At 70.9% G+C, this 18,349-nt stretch carries 16 protein-coding genes; 4 read left to right on the top strand and 12 right to left on the bottom strand.

The window, feature by feature from the left end; genetic code table 11:
* Positions 1-60: 60 nt before the first annotated feature.
* The 4 genes from ABZ881_RS03585 to rfbC form a co-directional block, all read right to left on the bottom strand.
* Complete coding sequence (locus ABZ881_RS03585) at positions 61-762, bottom strand: response regulator transcription factor (RefSeq protein WP_358481590.1); 702 nt, start codon at positions 760-762, stop codon at positions 61-63.
* Positions 759-2,246: a HAMP domain-containing sensor histidine kinase gene (locus ABZ881_RS03580; protein WP_358481498.1), complete on the bottom strand. Its 1,488-nt coding sequence runs from the start codon at positions 2,244-2,246 to the stop codon at positions 759-761. The genes ABZ881_RS03585 and ABZ881_RS03580 overlap by 4 nt, the downstream gene beginning before the upstream one ends.
* Before the next feature lie 225 nt (positions 2,247-2,471).
* Entirely contained in the window at positions 2,472-3,755 is a 1,284-nt protein-coding gene (locus tag ABZ881_RS03575) for an SAF domain-containing protein (RefSeq protein WP_358481496.1), read from the bottom strand.
* Positions 3,755-4,321, bottom strand: coding sequence for a dTDP-4-dehydrorhamnose 3,5-epimerase (gene rfbC, locus ABZ881_RS03570; RefSeq protein WP_358481494.1), 567 nt, complete (start codon positions 4,319-4,321; stop codon positions 3,755-3,757). The genes ABZ881_RS03575 and rfbC overlap by 1 nt, the downstream gene beginning before the upstream one ends.
* Positions 4,322-4,508: 187 nt before the next feature.
* Here rfbC and ABZ881_RS03565 point away from each other — a divergent pair, with 187 nt between their 5' ends.
* Complete coding sequence (locus ABZ881_RS03565; RefSeq protein WP_358481493.1) at positions 4,509-5,183, top strand: YceI family protein; 675 nt, start codon at positions 4,509-4,511, stop codon at positions 5,181-5,183.
* Between the two features lie 134 nt (positions 5,184-5,317).
* On the opposite strand, the gene ABZ881_RS03560 is transcribed toward ABZ881_RS03565, so the two are convergent.
* The 4 genes from ABZ881_RS03560 to ABZ881_RS03545 form a co-directional block, all read right to left on the bottom strand.
* Complete coding sequence (locus ABZ881_RS03560; RefSeq protein WP_358481491.1) at positions 5,318-5,677, bottom strand: hypothetical protein; 360 nt, start codon at positions 5,675-5,677, stop codon at positions 5,318-5,320.
* A gap of 16 nt (positions 5,678-5,693) precedes the next feature.
* Positions 5,694-6,908 (bottom strand): extracellular solute-binding protein, encoded by a 1,215-nt coding sequence (locus ABZ881_RS03555; protein WP_358481490.1) that lies wholly within the window; start codon positions 6,906-6,908, stop codon positions 5,694-5,696.
* 406 nt (positions 6,909-7,314) lie between these two features.
* Positions 7,315-8,097 (bottom strand): DUF5753 domain-containing protein, encoded by a 783-nt coding sequence (locus tag ABZ881_RS03550; protein ID WP_358481489.1) that lies wholly within the window; start codon positions 8,095-8,097, stop codon positions 7,315-7,317.
* Positions 8,072-8,620 (bottom strand): DUF6879 family protein, encoded by a 549-nt coding sequence (locus ABZ881_RS03545; RefSeq protein ID WP_358481588.1) that lies wholly within the window; start codon positions 8,618-8,620, stop codon positions 8,072-8,074. Before ABZ881_RS03545 ends, ABZ881_RS03550 begins: the two co-directional genes overlap by 26 nt.
* 598 nt (positions 8,621-9,218) lie before the next feature.
* Here ABZ881_RS03545 and ABZ881_RS03540 point away from each other — a divergent pair.
* Positions 9,219-10,016 carry a glucose-1-phosphate cytidylyltransferase gene (locus ABZ881_RS03540; RefSeq protein ID WP_358481487.1) on the top strand — a complete coding sequence of 266 codons (798 nt, stop codon included), beginning with the start codon at positions 9,219-9,221 and terminating at the stop codon, positions 10,014-10,016.
* A 79-nt stretch (positions 10,017-10,095) separates the two neighbouring features.
* Here the strand turns inward: ABZ881_RS03540 and ABZ881_RS03535 are convergent, their stop codons facing one another.
* From ABZ881_RS03535 to ABZ881_RS03520, 4 genes are all read right to left on the bottom strand, one after another.
* Positions 10,096-11,412: a UDP-glucose/GDP-mannose dehydrogenase family protein gene (locus tag ABZ881_RS03535; protein ID WP_358481486.1), complete on the bottom strand. Its 1,317-nt coding sequence runs from the start codon at positions 11,410-11,412 to the stop codon at positions 10,096-10,098.
* 39 nt (positions 11,413-11,451) lie between these two features.
* On the bottom strand, positions 11,452-12,474 hold the full coding sequence (galE, locus tag ABZ881_RS03530) for a UDP-glucose 4-epimerase GalE (RefSeq protein ID WP_358481484.1): 1,023 nt from the start codon (positions 12,472-12,474) through the stop codon (positions 11,452-11,454).
* A gap of 26 nt (positions 12,475-12,500) precedes the next feature.
* Positions 12,501-14,450, bottom strand: a complete 1,950-nt coding sequence (locus tag ABZ881_RS03525; RefSeq protein ID WP_358481483.1) for a glycosyltransferase family 2 protein — start codon at positions 14,448-14,450, stop codon at positions 12,501-12,503.
* Between the two features lie 217 nt (positions 14,451-14,667).
* Entirely contained in the window at positions 14,668-15,702 is a 1,035-nt protein-coding gene (locus ABZ881_RS03520; protein WP_358481481.1) for a UDP-glucuronic acid decarboxylase family protein, read from the bottom strand.
* Here ABZ881_RS03520 and ABZ881_RS03515 point away from each other — a divergent pair.
* Both ABZ881_RS03515 and ABZ881_RS03510 read left to right on the top strand, forming a co-directional pair.
* The gene (locus ABZ881_RS03515; RefSeq protein ID WP_358481587.1) at positions 15,689-17,119 is read left to right on the top strand and encodes a glycosyl hydrolase 53 family protein; all 1,431 of its coding nucleotides are present in this window, start codon (positions 15,689-15,691) and stop codon (positions 17,117-17,119) included. The two genes, ABZ881_RS03520 and ABZ881_RS03515, sit on opposite strands and share 14 nt — an antisense overlap.
* A 196-nt stretch (positions 17,120-17,315) precedes the next feature.
* The gene (locus ABZ881_RS03510) at positions 17,316-18,347 is read left to right on the top strand and encodes a glycosyl hydrolase 53 family protein (RefSeq protein WP_358481479.1); all 1,032 of its coding nucleotides are present in this window, start codon (positions 17,316-17,318) and stop codon (positions 18,345-18,347) included.
* The last annotated feature ends 2 nt before the right edge of the window (positions 18,348-18,349 follow it).

The following is an 18,349-nucleotide window of genomic DNA, read 5'->3' as shown; positions in this document are numbered from 1 at the left end:
GTGAACTCGGTGACACGCCCGGCACGGACAGCGCCCCCATTCGTCGGAAAGTTATTCACGTCATACACGCTCGACCGAGTTCTGGGACATTCCGGAAAAGCGGTGGAACATTGCTACCGCTTCTAACTGGGAATTCACCTGCAATTTCACCAGGATCGACCTGATCTGAGACCGTACCGTGGGCATGCTCACAACGAAGTGCATCGCGATCGCGGACGCCCGCATTCCTTCGGTCAGCAGCGCGAGCACCTCCTGCTCGCGCGGGCTGAGCCGGGACAGCCGGGTGACCAGATCGTGATCCTGCACCGCACGGCGGCGATGCAGTTCGAGCCACTCGTGCCGCTCCGGCTCGGTCATCACCTGCTCGCCGCGGAGCACCGCGGACACCGTCCGGACGAGCTCGTCGAGCGATCCGGCCTTCGCCACCGACCCGACCGCTCCGGCTGCGATCGCCGCCGCGATCGCCGTCGGATCGGTGGAGCCGGTCACCACGAGGACGGTCCAGCCACGCTGCCGGAGCCCTTCGACCAGGTCCGCTCCGTTGATCCGGTTCCCGTCGGCGTCCTCCCCGAGATCGAGATCGAGCACGACGAGCCCGATATCGCCGATCGGCAGGGTGGGCAACACGTCCCACACCCCCGCGAGGGGCAGCGCGACGGCCTCGATCCCGCGTGCACAGAGCGTGAAGGTGAGCGACGTGCTGAAGAGCTCGTGATCGTCGATCACCACGACGGGCCGGCCGGTCCGTGGCGACAGGGTCATGCGATACACCTCCCCACCGCAACCGAGTCCGGAACCTTCGATGCGACCGTGGTCGGCGCAGCAGGCAGCATCACCGTGACCGTGCAGCCGGGACGACGCCCGTCGGCCGGACCGATCGAGATCGTGCCCCCCTGATCCGCGAGCAGCTCCCGGCAGATGTGCAGACCGAGACCGAGGCCGGTGCCGCTGTTCGCACGCACTCCCCGGTCGAACACCTCCGACTCCGCTCCCGGCGGCAGACCCGGCCCCGAGTCGCTCACCTCGATGATCACCGTGCCCTCCCGGACCAGACCGCGGACCAGGACCGGACTGCCCGGAGCGTGGCGGGCCGCGTTCGCCAGCAGATTGGTGATCACCTGGGCGAGCAGGCTCGGCGAGCCGATCGCCCGGAGGTCCGGCGCGACGTCGGTGTCGATGTCCATTCCCGACGTCCTGCGCAGCGCGGCGAGGCCTCTGAGCACCGGAGTGACGGCATAGGCTGCGGGCCCGGGACGACGCGGGACATCGATCGGCGAGCGGAGCAGGTCGTCGAGTCGCCGGAGCTCGGAGACCACGACCGTCTCGAGCAGGGCCGACTGTGGATCCTGCTGCGTTCCCAGGAGGTCGGCTGCTCCGGCCAGCCCGGCGATCCCGTTGCGCAGCTCGTGGTCCCGCTCCGCGGCCCGGGCGAGCCGGATCTCGGCGAGCCGCAGCTCCTCCTCACGCTCCGCGCGCTGGTCGTCGAGCCCCCGCACTGCCCCCCACACCAGGAGGGCTGCTCCGACGGCGATGACGACGGCCCCCGCGGTACGCAACAGGGAGAAGATCAGGCCGCCTCCGAGCAACGGGACACCCTGTCCGGCGGCCATCACCACGTGCGCCGCACCGACGGTCGCGAGTCCCGCTCCGATCATCCACCCGAATCGGTCCCTCGCGCGCGATGCGACGAGGACGCCGATACCCGCCAGCGCGACCGCGACGACGAAGACGAGCGGACGGAAGGCAGTGACCGCCTGCACGGCCATCGGGAACATGACGCCGAGGCGGACCACGAGGGCGACGAGAACGGCGGCGACCGCGGCCGCGGCGATCACCGACGCTCCGGCCGGCGGCGGCACGGAGGTCGTGGCCGCCGCGAGTGCACCCACGCCCACGGTCAGTGCGAGCAGGACCACCCCGCTGACCGTCGGGCCCGGAACGAAGTCGATTGCGCCGACCAGACCGGTCGGGACGGCGACGAGGCCGTAACAGGCCAGGGCCCATCCGATCCAGGCGAGACGTGCGTCGCCGGCTGTCACGATGAGTAGTGCGGCGGCAGCGCACGCCGACGCGGCGAGCAGCGCCAAGAGAACGGTGAGTACCGGAGCCGGGGCCCGGTCGGTGAGCAGCAACCCGAGCAGTGCGGGCAGCCCGACCACGATCGCAGTACACCCCAGATCACGGAGGGTACGGACGAATGCCGGATCGAGGCGACCGAACGGCCCGCCGCGATCGTCTGTCTGCATGCGCGCCACCCCCCGACGTCGGTATATACGTCCTGGGTCTCGGTGCTCACACAAGCATCGTTAGCCCGGCTACCACCGGATTCTGATCACTAACCGACAATCATCAATTGTGATGACGCCGAGCAGAGCAGAGGTCTCGTCTGGTCGATCCACTGAACACGAAGCGTGACAGTCGGCACGCGCCGCGCCTGCGACCGGTCACGCCCCGTCGTCGATGCGATCCGGTCACGCGAACAGCTTCTCCTGCTCCTCCCGCAGCACGTCGATCAACCGCCCCGGCGGCAGCGTCACGTCGTCGTAGGTGAGTACCTCGTCCTTCGCGACGTCCCGGGTGAGCACCCCGCCCTCGGCGACGCCCATCGGCAGCAGCCGCTCCGACCGGGTCACCGGCGACGCCTCGGCGACGCCGTAGCTGTCGTAGCCGCCCAGCCCGTCCAGGGTGTGCCCGGCCTTCAGGTCCCGCTTGGCGGTGGCGACGACGTCGACCCGCTGCGCCCCCGGCGGGGTCAGCGCGGCGTCGGCGAAGTCGACGGCCCGCACGATGGTGTTCGGGACCTCGAAGTGGCACAGGTGGTACGGGGTGTAGAAGCTGTACAGCGGGCCCTCGCCGAGCTTGTACAGGTTCAGGTAGTGCCGCTGCTTCGGGTCGTCGTGGGTGCCGAGCACGTAGATGCCGGGGCCGGGCTTCGCGCCGACCACGTAGTCGACGACGCCGCCCAGCTCGCGCAGCTCCTCGACGTCGTAGACGCCCGTCAGCTCGTCGACGTGGCCGGCGTGGTCGCGGCCGTACATCCCGCGCTCGCCGACGGTGAAGCCGAACGCGTTCGCCACGATCGCCTGCTCGAACGACACCTTGGTGCCGTCGGCGAAGCTGGTGACCATGTAGGGGTCCTGCCCCCACTTCTCGGCGAAGCCCTGCTGCGTGGTCGGGTTGCGGTACTCGTCCTGCAGGCCCTTGATGTTGCCGGCGACCAGCGGCGTGATGCCGATGCCCTTGACGAACCGCAGCAGGTTCGCCTGGACGCCCGGCTGGTCGCCGTCCGCGCCGGTCAGGACGACGCCCGCCTGCCGCGCCTTCTCGGCGAGCAGCGGGCCGACGGTGCCGTCCAGCTCGGCGTTCATGGTGACGACGGGCAGGCCGCGCTCGATCGCGGCGACGGTGACCCGGGCGCCGAACTCGACCGCGCCGGTGACGTCGACGAGCACGTCGATGTTCTCGGCGGCGAGCAGCGCGAACGCGTCCCCGAGGACGGCCGGGGTGCCCTGGGCGATCGCGGCCTCGACCTCGCCGGTGGTGGACACCTCGACCGGGGTGAGCCCGGCCTCGGTGTAGGCGCGGACCGCGGTCGGCACGGTCCGGTTGGCGATCGCGACGACGTCCATCCCGGGCGTCGAGTTGACGATCTGGTTGACCAGGCCGCGGCCCATGAACCCGGCGCCAACCAGGCCGACCCGGATCGGGCGGTTCTCCGCGGCGCGCTTGGCGAGCGCGGTGTCCAGGATCAGCATCAGCGGGCCCCGCTCGTCACGGCCGGGAAGTCGGCGTTGTCGGCCAGCAGCGGCCAGTTCGCGTCCTTGTCCGAGATGTGCGCGATCTCGACCGGCCAGTCGACGTCCAGCGCCGGGTCGTTCCAGCGCAGCCCGCGCTCCGCACCCGGGGTGTAGGGGGTGGAGACCTGGTAGATGGTGGTCGCGTCCGGGGTGAGGGTCAGGTAGGCGTGCGCGAAGTTCCGCGGCACGTACATGGCCCGGTAGTTGTCCTGGGACAGCTCCGCCCCGAACCACTGCAGGTAGGTCCCGGACTCGGGCCGCAGGTCGACGATCACGTCGTAGACCGCGCCGCGCACGCAGCGGATGACCTTGACCTCCGCGTTCGGCTCCAGCTGGTAGTGGAAGCCGCGCAGGGTGCCCGCCTCGTGGTTGTACGAGAGGTTGCACTGGCTGATCGTCGGGTCCAGCCCGGCGTCGACGAACTCCTGCTCGCAGAAGGAGCGGGCGAAGAAGCCGCGGTCGTCGGAGAGCTTCTTGAGGTCGATCAGGGCCGATCCGGCGAGCGGGGTCGGGTGGATGTCCATACCTTCAGCGTCGCCCATCGGGGTCCCGGGGTTGCGTCCGGCCTCCCCATCGTGACGGGTGCAACGCTGCCTGTCGGCTCAGCGTGGTCGCTGCGACACGGAACGTCGCCGGCCGCACCACGCACCGATCTCACGGGGCCCCGGCTACGGTCGGCCGAAACCGGACAGAACGCACCGCAGGAGCAGCATGAGCCGGAAGGTCCGTTACCTCGTCGGGGCCGGGGTGCTGCTCGCGCTGCTGGTCGTCGCCGTCCCGTTCGTCTACGCCCGCTGGATCGCCCCGGACGCGGCGGCCCCCCTCGCGATCACCCCGGGCTCCGGTACCGCGGCCGGCGAGCTGGCGGGCAGCTACACCGTCGGACCGGGGTCCGAGGCCGGCTACCGCGTCGGTGAGCTGCTGTTCGGTCAGCGCGTCGAGGCGGTCGGCCGCACCTCCGGGGTCTCCGGCCCGGTCGAGCTGTCCGGGACCGAGGTCACCTCCGGCGAGGTCACCGTCGACATGAGCACCGTGACCAGCGACGACGGCCGTCGCGACGAGTACTTCCTCGGCGACCTCATGGAGACCGGCCGGTACCCGACGGCGGTGTTCACCCTGACCGGTCCGCTGGATCTCGGCCCGGAGTTCGCCGACGGCACCCCGGCCGAGGTCACCGCCACCGGCACGCTCACCGTGAAGGACGTGACCCGCGAGGTCACTTTCCCGCTCACCGCCGCGCGCGACGGCGACACCGTCAACGCCTCCGGCGCGATCCCGATCACCTTCACCGACTTCGGCATCGAGCCGCCCGCCTTCGGCGACGTCGTGACGGTCGACGACACCGGCGAGGTCGAGTTCCTGCTCGCGCTGACGCCCGCGGGCTGAGGCCGGGCCGGAGCACCGGCAGCGTGACCTCGGGACGAGCCGCTCGGTGCCCCGCGGCTCGACGGGTCCGGCGCTGCAGGCGGGCGGGCAGAGGTCCGTCCGCAGCGGCCGGCTGACGAGCACCCCAGACCCGGCTACCTCGGACCTCCGTCGTCCTCGGCCCGGTGCGCACCCGCCCGGCTGCGCGCCGCGCGTTCCTCCTGGAACGTCCGCACGGTCACCACCGCGGCGATCACGGCGGTGACGGCCGTGAGCAGCTGCAGCATCCTGCTCAGCGTCTCGTCCCCGAGCAGGCCGAACGCGAGCAGCGCCAGCGCGATGGTGGGCAATACGAGCAGCGAGGTGCGGACGTAGTCGGCCGCGGCCGCGACCGCGCGGCCCATCCAGCCCGGGAGCCCGGAGGGCAGCCGGGACCGGGAGACCAGCCACACCAGGGAGAGTCCCCCCGTCAGCACACCCGTGACGACCAGCGGCACCTGCCACGGTTCGATCATGCGGCCCTCCCTACGGTCAGCTCAGTGTGGCGCGGAGCTCGTCGACGAACTGCGTGGTCAGACCGCTGCCCTGGTCCAGCAGCGCTCGCATGTGGCGGTCGAGGACCTCCGAGTACGCCGGATAGCGGGGATGCACCGGCCGGAGCCTGGCCGTCTCGACGGCGCCGCGCACGTTGCGCAGGTGCGGGATGAACGCCTCCAGGTTCCGGTCGGCGTAGACGGCCGGGGACGTCGAGGGGAGCCCGTGGGAGGCGAGGATCTTCTGCGACGGCTCGCCGGTGAGGTATGCGATGAAGGCCTCGGCCCGCTCCGGGGCCACGCAGTCGCGGCTGACCGCCAGGCTCTGCCCGCCGAGGATCCCGGTGGGCAGGGCACGGACCAGGACGCTCGACGAGTCGATCCCCGGATCTTCGGCGACCTGCAGCTCCCGGTACTTGACCGGCCAGTTCCGCATGAACCGCAGTGCGCCCTTCCTGAACCGGTCCCGGCTGTCGTCCTCGCCGTCGCACCGCACGATGCGACCGTCGGAGCACGCGGCCTGCAACGGCTCGACCGCCTCCAGCCACACCTCCAGCTCGGCCGGCCACCCGTTCCGCTCCTCCTCGACCACGGCCGGGTTCCGGGACAGGACGTGCTCGAGGACGTTCACCACGAACGCCTCCAGGGTGCTGGTGGACAGTGGCCCCAGTTGCCCGGCGAACTGGCCGGACCCGGGGGGCACGGACCTGTCGATGACCGTCCGGAGCGGCACCGCGGGGGCCGACACGGTCGCCGACCCGGCTGCTCCCCGGGCGAAGAGCATGCCGACGTCGGCGGTGAACGGCGCGGCCCAGAACTCCCCGTCGTCGGTGCTGGGGACCAGCGTTCTGGGGAGGAAGTCGTCGGGCCGCAGCGGCAACGGCCGGATGTGGCCCTGCTGCCGGAACAACGGGATGTTGATGATGTCGAGGTTGAGGACGTCCGCGGCACCGTCGGCGACCCGGCTGAGCATCTGGGTCCGCTGGTCCGCGGTGGACCCGCCGACCTGGTCCACCTGGATCCGGGTCTCCGGGTTGGCCTGGTTCCACATGGCCACCAGGAGGTTCCGGGCTCCGGTCGGATCCTCTCCGGTCACGAAGTTCAGCGTGACCGAGGTGCGCGGCCTGCCGCCGGGCGCGTAGTAGGTGGCCGCAGCGGACAGTGTTCCGGTGATCAGTACACCGGCCAGGAAGTCTCGCCTCGAGAATCGCACGGGTTCGCCCACCACCCCGTCGTAGGTCCGGGCCCGGGCCCGCACCGGCGATCGTTCCACTGTGCATCGACCCGGCGCTAGTCCGATCGCGAAGCCGGTTGCGGCGAGCGGCGACGGAGTCGGGACTCCCGATCGCCTCGGAACACGACCTGCACCGCGCTCACCGAGCCCGGCTTGCTCGTGTGCGCTGCGAAGACCCCGCACACGGCCTGGTCCGGCCCTGCATCCGGCGCAACAGATCGCCCGAACCGTCCCGACCGGGCGCGGCTCACACGCGGTGACGACGGAACCGCCGGACAGGAACGCCCTCCCACCACAGCACCGGAGAACGATCGGCAGCCGGCACGATCCAGCCACCCGACGGACGCCCGCCCGGCATGCGCCCGTCTGGACACCGCCGACCGCCTCAGACGAACGGCCGCGCGTGCCGCTCCAGCTTCTCCCACAGCGCCCGGTACTCGGCGACGTCCTCCCGGGCGTACACCTCCTGCGTCCCGTGCACCAGCTCGGCGGTGACGTACGGGGCGCCGTCCACCGGCGTCCAGATCAGGAAGTTGTGCCAGGGCAGCAGCGGGACCTCCTCCGGCAGCACGGCGATCGAGACGGTGTCGAGGCGGGCAAGCGACCGGGCCCGGTCGAGCTGCGCGGCCAGTACGTCCGGTCGCCCCAGGTCGGCACGCAGCACGTGCTCGGTCAGCACCCAGCTGAAGCGTGTCGTGCCCTCGAAGAGCACCTGCTGGCGGGCGATCCGGGCGGCGACCGCGCCGTCGACGTCGATGGTGTGCCCGGCGGAGAGCACCAGCCGCGCGTACTCCGGTGTCTGCAGCAGGCCGGGCCACACGGTGGGCTGGAACGATACGACGGCGAGTGCCTCGGCCTCCCGCTCGCGGACGTCCGCCTGCAGGTGCCCGGTCCGTTCCAGCAGCTCGCGCCACGGGCGTGTCTCGCCGGTCGCGCGCTCGGCGAGGCCGAGAATGCGCTCCCGCTCCGCACCGCCGACCGTGCAGGCGTCGAGCCACGCCTCGACCCGGTCGAGCGGGAGCATCCCGCGGCCGGTGTCGAAACGCTGGACGATGCCGCGGTTCAGGCCGAGTGTCCGCGCCATCCCGCGCGCCGAGATGCCGGCCAGGTCGCGGACCCGGATCAGCTCGCTGCGGAGCCGGCTACGGGTCGGGCTCTCGTCGACCACGCGGGCGGGTCACCTCATCCTCACCGGCCAGGAACTCGTTCAGCGGGACGGCCGCGGCCACCGCGCGGTCCCGGATCCGACGCAGCATACGTAGCTCGTCCGGATCGTCGACGGGTTCGCGGACGGCGACACGCCCGCCGGCGTCGTAGTGCGTGCGGAACCCACTGGGCTCGGCGGTGTCGGCGTCGAACAGCCAGAAGTCGCCACCGCCCCCCCCCCCCCCGGACCGCGCCGGCCGCGGCGAGCAGGATCCGCCCCCCGCCGCCTGCGACTCCACATAGCTGAGCAGTTCCCAGCGGGTGTACTCGGTCAGCGGCCGCTCCACCAGCCGGACCCTGGACCAGTCCTTGCCCGACACGGTGTCCGTGGCGATCCTGGCCAGCCACGGCGATGTCCGCACGCTCCGTTCCGGACGCGCGGTCCCGGCGCGGAACGCGGCCGGCGACGCGTCCTCGGCGTCGACGGCGTAGGACTGCCGGGTCTCCAGCCGGAACGCGCTGCGCCGGGAGCGTCGATCCGGAATGCCGGACAGTCACCGCCGACGCATCCGCCTTGCGCAAGAACCTTCCGCATAGCCACCCGCACTTATCGACATGAAACGACACGCCAGCTTCCCACACGTCCGAGCATTTCAACAGCATGCTGCCTGACACCTGGCATGTCGTGACACGATTTGGCACATGCCCATCGGAGGCGCGGCGCCCGACCGCCTCACGCCGGCCTGCCCGGCCGTCGGGCAGTGGTGCGAGTTCTGCGGCGACGGCGACCGGCCACGGTCCGCCGTCCTTCGCCAGACCCCGGCCGGCCCGCTCTGCGCCACGGCGTGCGCGAGCTGCGAAGCCGCCGCACAGCCGTGGACCGCGGCCGCGATGCGGTTCCTCGTGCTCGACCACCGCCGGCACGTCGAGCGCGCGGCCCGCCGTGGCACCGGGAGCACCGCCGAACCGGACGACCCCGACAGACATGACGCTTCGTGATCATCCCTGCGCAAACCGTGCCCGGAAGGGTCCGCTGTGACCTGTTTCTCGGTCGGTGTGGGATAACAATGCGGTAGTGGTGAGCGGTTGAACCACTAGCGACGTAGCCGCCCCACCACGCTCCCCGTAGATCGAGAGGACCGCATGAACCCCGAGACCCCCGTCGTCATCCTCTGCGGAGGCAAGGGCACGCGCATCCGGGAGGCGAGCGAGAGCCTCCCGAAGGCGATGGTCGAGATCGGTGGTCGCCCGATCGTCTGGCACATCATGAAGATCTACCGGGAGGCCGGCTACCGCCGCTTCATCCTGTGCCTGGGTTACAAGAGCTGGGCGATCAAGGAGTACTTCCTCGACTACCGCGCCCGGTCCGCGGACTTCACGCTCTCCATGTCCGAGAAGCACCGGATCGACTTCCACAACGGCGTCGACGAGGACTGGGAGATCACCTTCGCCGAGACCGGCCTGGAGGCCGCGACCGGCTCCCGGATCCGGAAGATCGCGCAGTACGTCGACACCGACAACTTCTTCCTGACCTACGGCGACGGCGTCGCCACCGTCGACATCAACGCCCTGGCCAAGGAGCACGAGGAGTCCGGCCGGATCGGCACCGTCACCGGTGTGCACCCGACCTCGAAGTTCGGCGAGATGCACGTCGACGGCAACCAGGTCGTCGAGTTCAACGAGAAGCCCACCCAGGTCACCGGGTTCGTCTCCGGCGGCTTCTTCGCCTTCAAGCGCGAGTTCCTCGACACCTACCTCGGCGAGCCCGGCGACGACGACGTGTGGCTCGAGCACGCCCCGCTGCAGCGGCTCGCCCGCGACGGCCAGCTCGGCGTCCACCAGCACGAGGACTTCTGGTGCGCGATGGACACCTTCAAGGACTACGAGTTCCTCAACGGCCTGTGGTCGGCCGGCGAGGCGCCCTGGAAGACCTGGGCCTGACCGACCGGGCCGCCGCCGCGGCGGACGATCGTCGGGCACGCGCCCGCACCGCAGCGGCGTCGGTCCGGCCACGGCCCGATCAGGCCGGGGCCGAGCGACCCAAGGACCGGACATCCCACCCGGCCGCCCGCCATGCGGGCAGCGGCAGCACGTTGCGCCCGTCGACCATCCGGCGGGCACCGACGAGCGAACCGAGCCACGCCGGGTCCAGCTCCACGTAGTCGCGCCACTCGGTGAGGTGCAGCACAACGTCCGCGTGCTCGCACGCCTTCCTGATGTCAGGGGCGTAGTCCAGGGTCGGGAACTGGGCGCGCGCGTTGTCCATCGCCACCGGGTCGTGTACCCGGACCTGACCGCCCTGCAGCTGGATGGTCGCCGCGACGTTCAGCGCCGGCGAGTCCCGTACGTCGTCGCTGTCCGGCTTGAACGCCGCGCCCAGCACCGCCACCGACCGCCCGAGGAACGACCCGCCGACCAGTCCGCGGGCCAGCTCCACGGTCCGCCGTCGACGCCCCATGTTGATCTCGTCGACCTCGCGCAGGAAGGCCAGCGCGTCGGGCACGCCGAGCTCGCCCGCCCTGGCCATGAAGGCCCGGATGTCCTTGGGCAGGCAGCCGCCGCCGAAACCGAGCCCGGCGGACAGGAAGCGCGATCCGATGCGGGCGTCGTGTCCGATCGCCGTCGCCAGCGTGGTGACGTCCGCGCCTGCGGCGTCACAGACGTCGGCGATCGCGTTGATGAACGAGATCTTCGTGGCGAGGAACGCGTTCGCCGACACCTTGACCAGCTCGGCCGTGGCCAGGTCGGTACTGATCCACGGGGTGTCGCCCGAGTCCAGAATCGGTGCATACACCTCGCGCAGGATCTCCTCGGCCCCGGTCGACGTCACCCCGACGACCAGGCGGTCCGGATGCAGCGTGTCGTTCACCGCGAAACCCTCGCGCAGGAACTCCGGGTTCCACGCCAGCTCGGCCGGCGATCCTGCGTCGCGCAGCACCGCCGCGAGCCCGGCCGCCGTGCCCACCGGGACGGTCGACTTCCCGACGACGAGTGCGGGCCGCTTCAGGTGCGGGGCCAGCCCACCGACGGCGGCTTCGACGTGGCGCAGGTCGGCCGCGTTGGACCCGGCCTTCTGCGGGGTGCCGACGCACACGAAGTGCACGTCGCCGAACTCGGCCGCCTCCTGGAGAGACGTGCCGAACCGCAGCCGTCCCGACTCGATGGTCCTGGCCAGGACCTGATCCAGGCCGGGCTCGTGGAACGGCGGACGCCCGGCCGACAGCGCGTCGATCTTCGTCCGGTCGACGTCGACGCCGAGCACCTCGTGCCCGAGGTCGGCCATACAGGCGGCGTGCACGGCACCGAGGTAGCCGGTGCCGATGACGGTGATGCGCACTGTGGACTCCTTCTCCGATACTGCCGAGGGGGGGAGCGGTCAGAGGGACTGGTAGCCCCGCGGGTGGGACTGCTGGAAGCGCCAGGCGTCGGCGCACATCTGTCGAAGATCACGGGTGGTGCGCCAGCCCCACGCGGTGGCGACCCTCGACGGGTCCGCGATCAGCACCGGCACGTCGCCGGCACGACGGCCCTCGACGCGGTGTGGGATCTCCCGGCCGACAGCCCGGGAGAACTCGGCGAGCAGCTCACGTACCGACGCGCCGCTGCCGGTCCCCAGGTTGAACACGCTCAGGCCGGGTTCGTCGAGGTGGTCGAGCGCGACCCGGTGACCGTCGGCGACATCGACGACGTGGATGTAGTCGCGGACGCACGTCCCGTCCGGGGTGGCGTAGTCGGTGCCGAACACCGGCAGCTCCGTGAGCCGTCCGACGGCGACCTGTGCCATGTAGGGCAGGACGTTGTTGGGCACCCCGGTCGGGTCCTCCCCCAGCAGACCGCTCGGGTGTGCGCCGATCGGGTTGAAGTACCGCAGCGCGATCACCGACAGCTCCCCGTGACGGGCACAGGTGTCGGCGAGGAGCTGCTCGCACAGGTGTTTCGTGCGCGCGTACGGGTTCGTCGGCCCGGCCGGTTCGTCCTCCGCCAACGGCACCGTGGTGGTGTCGCCATAGATCGAGCAGGACGACGAGAACACCAGCCGGTGCACGCCGTGGTCGTACATCGCGCGCAACAGGGTGATGGTGCCGCCCACGTTGATGTCGTAGTACTCCAGCGGGATCCGGCTCGACTCACCGACCGCCTTCTTCGCCGCGAAGTGGATCACCGAGTCGATGTCGTGCGCGGTGAATACCGCGTCCAGTGCCCCGCGGTCGCGCAGGTCGGCCCGGTACACGGCGGCCAGCGGCCGTCCGGCGAGCTTCGTGACGGCGTCGAGGGCGTACGGGGAGCTGTTCGAGTGGTCGTCGAGCACGATCACCTCGTGGCCGTGGTCGAGCAGCTCGACCACCGTGTGGCTGCCGATGAAGCCGGCTCCGCCAGTGACGAGGACGGTGTGGGGCATGGAGTGGTCTCCCGGTGGTCGAGGGGTCAGATCAGGACGTCTAGGACCGAGGTCGTCCCGAAGGTCCGGACGAAGTACGCGGGGAACCGGGCCACCGCGACGACGACCGGGAGCGCACAGACCACGGCGAGCGTCAGCGCCGGGACGGCGGTCCGGACGACGGCAGCCACGAACGGCACGCGGTTCGCCCGGCCGGCGTCGCGTGCGTGCAGCAGCGGCAGCGCGAGCAGGACGATCGCGTAGGTCGATGCGCCGAGTAGGCACAGGAACGTGTAGCCGGGTGAGACGGTGAAGGACTCGGCGTAGTTCGCCGCCACGGACAGGACGAGCACGATCGTGGCGAACGGGATCAGCAGTCGGGTCGGGAACTCCTCCATCCCGCCGCCACCCTTCGGCGTGACCTTGAAGGTGACCGGCCGCGGCCGGATCATCTGCATGAAGGCCGAGCACACCCCCCAGGCGTTGAGGGGCCAGCGTGTCAGTGTGTAGAGCACCCCCTCCCACGACACGACCGGTGCGCCCGGCGGCCGCAAGAGGCCCTGCCGGCGCAGCAGCACCACGATGGCTATCAGCCAGATCGATACCGCCCACCAGCGCAGCAGGAACTCCCCGTACTTGACGTCGAGCCACGGCGAGCCGGTGACCGCCGCGATCGGCGCCAGGAGGAGTCCGGTCACGGTGGTGACCGCAAGCAGCGGGTAGTAGGACAGCGCGAACAGGAACCGGAACCGCACCCGCCGGGGGAAGCGCCCCAGGTGTCGCGGCACCAGGCCGAGCATTACCACGACCAGGCTGCGAGCCCACTGGAACTCCTGGACCAGCATCGCTGCGAACGTCGGCGGTCCGTCACCGTGCGCCTCCGCATCGATCGCGAACGCGCCCTCCCACCCCGCCGAGGTGATCAGGAAGCTGGTCGAGAAGTCCTCGGCCAGCTCGGGGCCGACCCCGCCGGCCTCCCGCAACGCCTGGGCTCGCACCGCATAGTGCGAGCCGATGCACACCGGCGCGAGACCCGCGCTGTGCCCGAGCTGATTCGGTCCGTGGAAGGTGCCCTCCCGGTGCAACCTGCCGCGCACGGCCCACGAGACGTCCGCGTTCGCATCGCAGACGCTTGGCGCGGCGACGTAGCCGACGGCAGGGTCCGCGAAAGGGCGCACGACCTCGGACAGGTAGGTCGGCGCTGGAACGTGATCGCAGTCGAGCTGTGCGACCACGTCGTAGTCGGCGTACCCCCACCGGTCGTAGAAGTAAGCGAGGTTGCCCTCCTTGCACTTGGTCCGCCGGGGCCAGGTGAGGCGGTGGTAGCCGTCAACGTCCTCGCGGGTGGAGATCCGGACGCCGTTTCCGGCACACCAGGCACGGATCTCGTCCGTCGTCCGCTCGTCGCAGATCCACACGTCATAGGGGGCCGGGAAGTCCTGGGCCAGCATCGCCTCGAGCGTCGTGCGGGCGACATCCCAGGGCTCGGACGGCGCCCGCGTGACGACGAACGCGACCCGAAGATCGGTGGGGATCCGAACCTTCCGGGAGACCCGACGGAGCCGGTTCACCGCGACCACGAAATAGCACGGCATCAGGGACAGGTAGAGCAGGAGCAAGCCGTTGAGGGCGAGTGCGCTCCAGCTGACCCGATGCTGCGGCTGGAGCAACCAGATCCAGAACAGCACCAGCGCCACGACCCAGCCGAGCGAGAGCACTGCGACGGTGATCCGTGCTCCGGTCCGGAGTGCCGGCGCGAAGGAACTGCGACGCAACCGGCGACGCCGACGGAGCCGCCGGTCGAACGCAGGCCCCGAGGCCCGGACGTCGGTGACCATCCCGCCGGACAGATCGTGTATCTGCTCGGTGAGCACCGCACCCTCGGCCGCCGGGAACGCAGCACGTACCGGCTCCAGCAGCACGGTCGCGCCCATCGAGGGCAGGACGGCGGTCGGCTCCTCCATCGGCCTGTACAGGCGGACGGTCGGTGCCTCCATCGGGTGCGGGTGACGGTCGGGATCGAGTGGATCACGGCCTGGTGGGGCCAGTTGCTCCATCCGCGGGGCCCCCGGGGCGAGCCCGCGGCCGGCCGCCGGGAAGCCCTCGTGCGTGCCGATCTGCCGGTGCCCGGATCGCAGCCTCCCTGAGGAGGGCGCATGCCGTGCGTGCGCGTGCAGACCGTCACCGAACCGGGTCACGGCTCTCCGCTCGGACTCAGGCGACCGCGGACGCCGACTCGGACGTCTCGCGCATCACCGGGACCTGGCCACCGTCGAGCTGTCCCCCTACCAAGGCGACCCGGGCCGCCGCGACCTCGTCCGCGGCGCGGGTACGGAAGTACTCGACGCACCGGCGCAGCCCCTCCTCGGTGCCGATCTCGGGTGCCCAGCCGAGCGTCCGCCGGGCCCGCTCGATCGAGGGCCGGCGGCGGGTCGGGTCGTCCTGCGGCAACGGGTGGAACTCGACGGGTGACGACGAGCCGGTCAGCCGCAGCACGAACTCGGCGAGCTCGATCATCGTGTGCTCGTCCGGATTGCCGAGGTTGGTCGGCCCCGGGTCGTCGGAGTCGGCCATGGCGACGAGTCCGCGGACCAGGTCGTCGACGTAGCAGAAGCTACGGGTCTGCGCGCCGTCGCCGTAGATCGTCAGTGGATCGCCGTTCAGCGCCTGCGCGATGAAGCTCGTGACCACCCGGCCGTCGTGCGGCCGCATCCGCGGACCGTAGGTGTTGAAGATCCGGACGATGCCCGTGTCGACCCCTTCGGTCCGGCGGTAGGCGCTGGTCAGGGCCTCGGCGTAGCGCTTGGCCTCGTCGTAGACGCTGCGCGGGCCGATCGGGTTGACGTTGCCCCAGTAGCTCTCCTCCTGTGGGTGCACCTGTGGGTCGCCGTAGACCTCGCTGGTCGAGGCGAGCAGGAAGCGGGCGCCGTGCGCCGCGGCGAACTGCAGAGCGTTCTCGGTACCGCGGCTACCGACGACCAAGGTCTCCAGCGGGCGCCGGTGGTAGTCGGGGGGCGATGCCGGACTAGCCAGGTGGGCCACCACGTCCACCGGCCCGTCGACCGGGATGCGCACCGACACGTCGGCCTCGACGAAACTGAACCGTGGATCGGTGATCCGGTGCTCGACGTTGCGGAGCCGGCCGGTCGACAGGTCGTCGACGCAAAGCACCTCAGCCCCGCGGTCGAGGAAACGATCACAGAGGTGGGAGCCGAGAAATCCGGCGCCGCCGGTGATGAGGACACGCACAGGGAACCTCCAGAGGGGTCGGACTGGACGATCCGCGGGGGCACGGCCGATAGGCCGCCGGACCGACACTGGCCGCGGGGGATGGCCACGGAGATGGTTGGCAACTCGGGAGGTTGTGACCGAACGTTACGCAGGGTGGGCCGCCGAGAGGTACATCACAATGCCGACACGGACGTGTTCCGGGCCGTGCTCAGAGGCGACGGGAGAATGCGCAAATGCAGCCGGAACCCGTGTTGCACAGCAATTGGCCGGAGGTTCCATGATTCCTCGACGCACCGTTCTGACGCTGCCGATCGTCGGCGCGGCAGTACTCGCGTGCACAGGTAGTAACCGAACCGCGTCCCGACGGCGGCTCGGCGGCGTCCGCGGAGCGGATCTGTCCTTCACCCTCCGCATGGAGTCCGCGGGGGTCTCGTATTCCGACGGCCGTCGCACCGCTCCGGTCGAGCAGCTGCTCGCGGACCGAGGCGCTGATCTCGTCCGGCTCCGGGTCTGGGTCGGGCCGGATGCAGGCGGCAGCGACCTCCACACGGCGCTCGTTCTCGCCCGGCGAGCGGCGGACGTCGGCTGCGCCGTCCTGCTCTCATTGCACTACTCGGACACCTGGGCCGATCCGGACAACCAGACGATCCCGCGCTCCTGGGCGGGGCAGGATCTGGCCACCCTCGCGAACACGGTGCAGGCCTACACCCGAGATTGTGTCGGCGCGTTCGCGGCCCAGGGCACGCCGCTCAGGGCGGTCCAGATCGGCAACGAGGTGACCCGCGGAATGCTCTGGCCGGTCGGAGCGGTGCGGCACGGATCCGCCGAGGGCTGGGGCCCGTTCACCCGGCTGCTACGGGCCGGGATCGCCGGCGCGCGGGAAGCCGCCCCCGATCTGCCGGTCCTCATCCACGTGGACCAGGGCGGGAACACCGACGTGTGCCGCCACTTCTTCGACCGGATGGAGGAGCACGACGTCGCGTTCGACGTTGCGGCCCTCTCCTACTACCCGTTCTGGCACGGCTCGCTGGAAGGACTGCGCCACAACGTCACCGAGCTTTCCTCCAGGTTCGGCTGCGACGTACTGGTCGTCGAGACCGCCTACCCGTGGTACCTGCCGGGTCCCGCTGCGCCGACGACGGCCGGAACGGTCGAGTTCATGGTCACCGACCCCGATCAGCTCCCGGACGTGGCCCGCCTCCCGGCCACCCCGGCCGGCCAGGCCGACTACTTCGACGCGCTCCGCGACGTGCTGCGATCCGTCCCCGACGACCGCGGGATCGGCTTCGTCGCCTGGGAGCCGGGCTGGACCGGTCAGTTCGTCGACGTGCTTCCGGAGGGTGGCGGAAACCCCTACGCCAACCTCTCGATGTTCGACGAGTCCGGACGGGGCCTTCCGGCGCTCTCCGCATTCCGCCCGGAGAGGACGAACTAACGCACCGGCCCTTCGGTTCGATGTAGGGCAGGAGGGTGGCGCGGCGGCCCCGGATCGGAGCGGTGTGCACGTTTCACGACGGCGGTTTCTGGGCGGCGCGGCCGCCACGCTGATGGCCTCCCGGCTGCTGGGCAGCTGCACCGCAGACCAGGTGGCACCCGTACACGCGCCCGAGCCACCACGCGTCCTCTCACCCTTGACGTCGATCCGGGGCGCCGACCTGTCCTTCACCCCCGAGCTCGAGGCGATCGGCCTGACCTTCCGGGACGGCGTGCGGGAGGACACCGTCGAGCAGCTGCTCGCCGCCCGCGGCGCCAACCTCGTGCGGCTGCGGCTCTGGGTCGATCCGGAGCCGGGGCACAGTGATCTGGAGTCCACCCTCGCACTTGCCCGCCGTGCGAACGCCGCCGGCTGCCACGTGCTGCTCAACCTGCACTACTCCGACTTCTGGGCCGACCCGACCCACCAACCGACCCCAGGCGCGTGGGTGGACCAGGACCTCGGCGCGCTGGCGGCCACCGTGCACGACTACACCCGGGATGTGCTGCGCGCGTTCGCCGCCCAGGGAACCGTGCCGGCGCTGGTCCAGGTCGGTAACGAGATATCCCGTGGCCTGCTGTGGCCGACCGGCGAGGTGACCGGCCGCAGCGGCCCGGACGAATGGGACCGGGTCGCGCGCTTGGTGCAGGCCGGACTGTACGGCGTGCGTGACGTGGGAACCACGGCCCGCACCGTGCTGCACACCGATGCCGGCGGCAACCCGGCCGACAGCCACCGGATGTTCTCCGAGCTGACACAGCGCGGGATCCGATTCGACGTGGCGGCCGTGTCGTACTTCCCGTGGTGGCACGGCACGATCGCCGACGTGCGGGAGAACCTCGAGATGCTCGCCCGGCGCTTCGACTGCCAGGTGATGATCGCCGAGACCTCCTACCCGTGGACCCTCGAACGGCCCGGTGCGGCAGAGCTGCACGTCGAACGGCTGGAGGATCTCCCGGAGGCCGACCGTTTCCCGCCGACGCCGGACGGCCAGCTGGCGTTCCTGCGCACGGTACGGGAGACCGTGGCGTCCCTCGGACCGGCCGGGCTCGGATTCGCTGTCTGGGAGCCGGCCTGGCTGCCCGAGATCGCGGCCGGCGGCGGCCAGCAGAACCGGTTCGCCAACCTGACGATGTTCGACTGGGAGGGCACTGCCCTGCCGTCGGTCGAGGTGTTCGGGAACAGGTGACC

It is taken from the genome of Pseudonocardia sp. NPDC046786, assembly GCF_040645415.1.
Taxonomy (GTDB): domain Bacteria; phylum Actinomycetota; class Actinomycetes; order Mycobacteriales; family Pseudonocardiaceae; genus Pseudonocardia; species Pseudonocardia kongjuensis.
Note: the sequence above shows the minus strand (reverse complement) of the source record. Positions and strands in the feature narration are given on the sequence as shown.

Excerpts from the sequence above, each read along its gene's own strand:
- ABZ881_RS03540 (WP_358481487.1), top strand. The coding sequence starts at position 9,219 with ATGAACCCCGAGACCCCCGTCGTCATCCTCTGCGGAGGCAAGGGCACG.
- ABZ881_RS03565 (WP_358481493.1), top strand. The coding sequence starts at position 4,509 with ATGAGCCGGAAGGTCCGTTACCTCGTCGGGGCCGGGGTGCTGCTCGCG.
- ABZ881_RS03525 (WP_358481483.1), bottom strand. The coding sequence starts at position 14,450 with ATGGAGGCACCGACCGTCCGCCTGTACAGGCCGATGGAGGAGCCGACC.
- ABZ881_RS03575 (WP_358481496.1), bottom strand. The coding sequence starts at position 3,755 with ATGCTGATCCTGGACACCGCGCTCGCCAAGCGCGCCGCGGAGAACCGC.
- ABZ881_RS03560 (WP_358481491.1), bottom strand. The coding sequence starts at position 5,677 with ATGATCGAACCGTGGCAGGTGCCGCTGGTCGTCACGGGTGTGCTGACG.
- galE (WP_358481484.1), bottom strand. The coding sequence starts at position 12,474 with ATGCCCCACACCGTCCTCGTCACTGGCGGAGCCGGCTTCATCGGCAGC.
- ABZ881_RS03580 (WP_358481498.1), bottom strand. The coding sequence starts at position 2,246 with ATGCAGACAGACGATCGCGGCGGGCCGTTCGGTCGCCTCGATCCGGCA.
- ABZ881_RS03515 (WP_358481587.1), top strand. The coding sequence starts at position 15,689 with ATGAGGACACGCACAGGGAACCTCCAGAGGGGTCGGACTGGACGATCC.
- rfbC (WP_358481494.1), bottom strand. The coding sequence starts at position 4,321 with ATGGACATCCACCCGACCCCGCTCGCCGGATCGGCCCTGATCGACCTC.
- ABZ881_RS03585 (WP_358481590.1), bottom strand. The coding sequence starts at position 762 with ATGACCCTGTCGCCACGGACCGGCCGGCCCGTCGTGGTGATCGACGAT.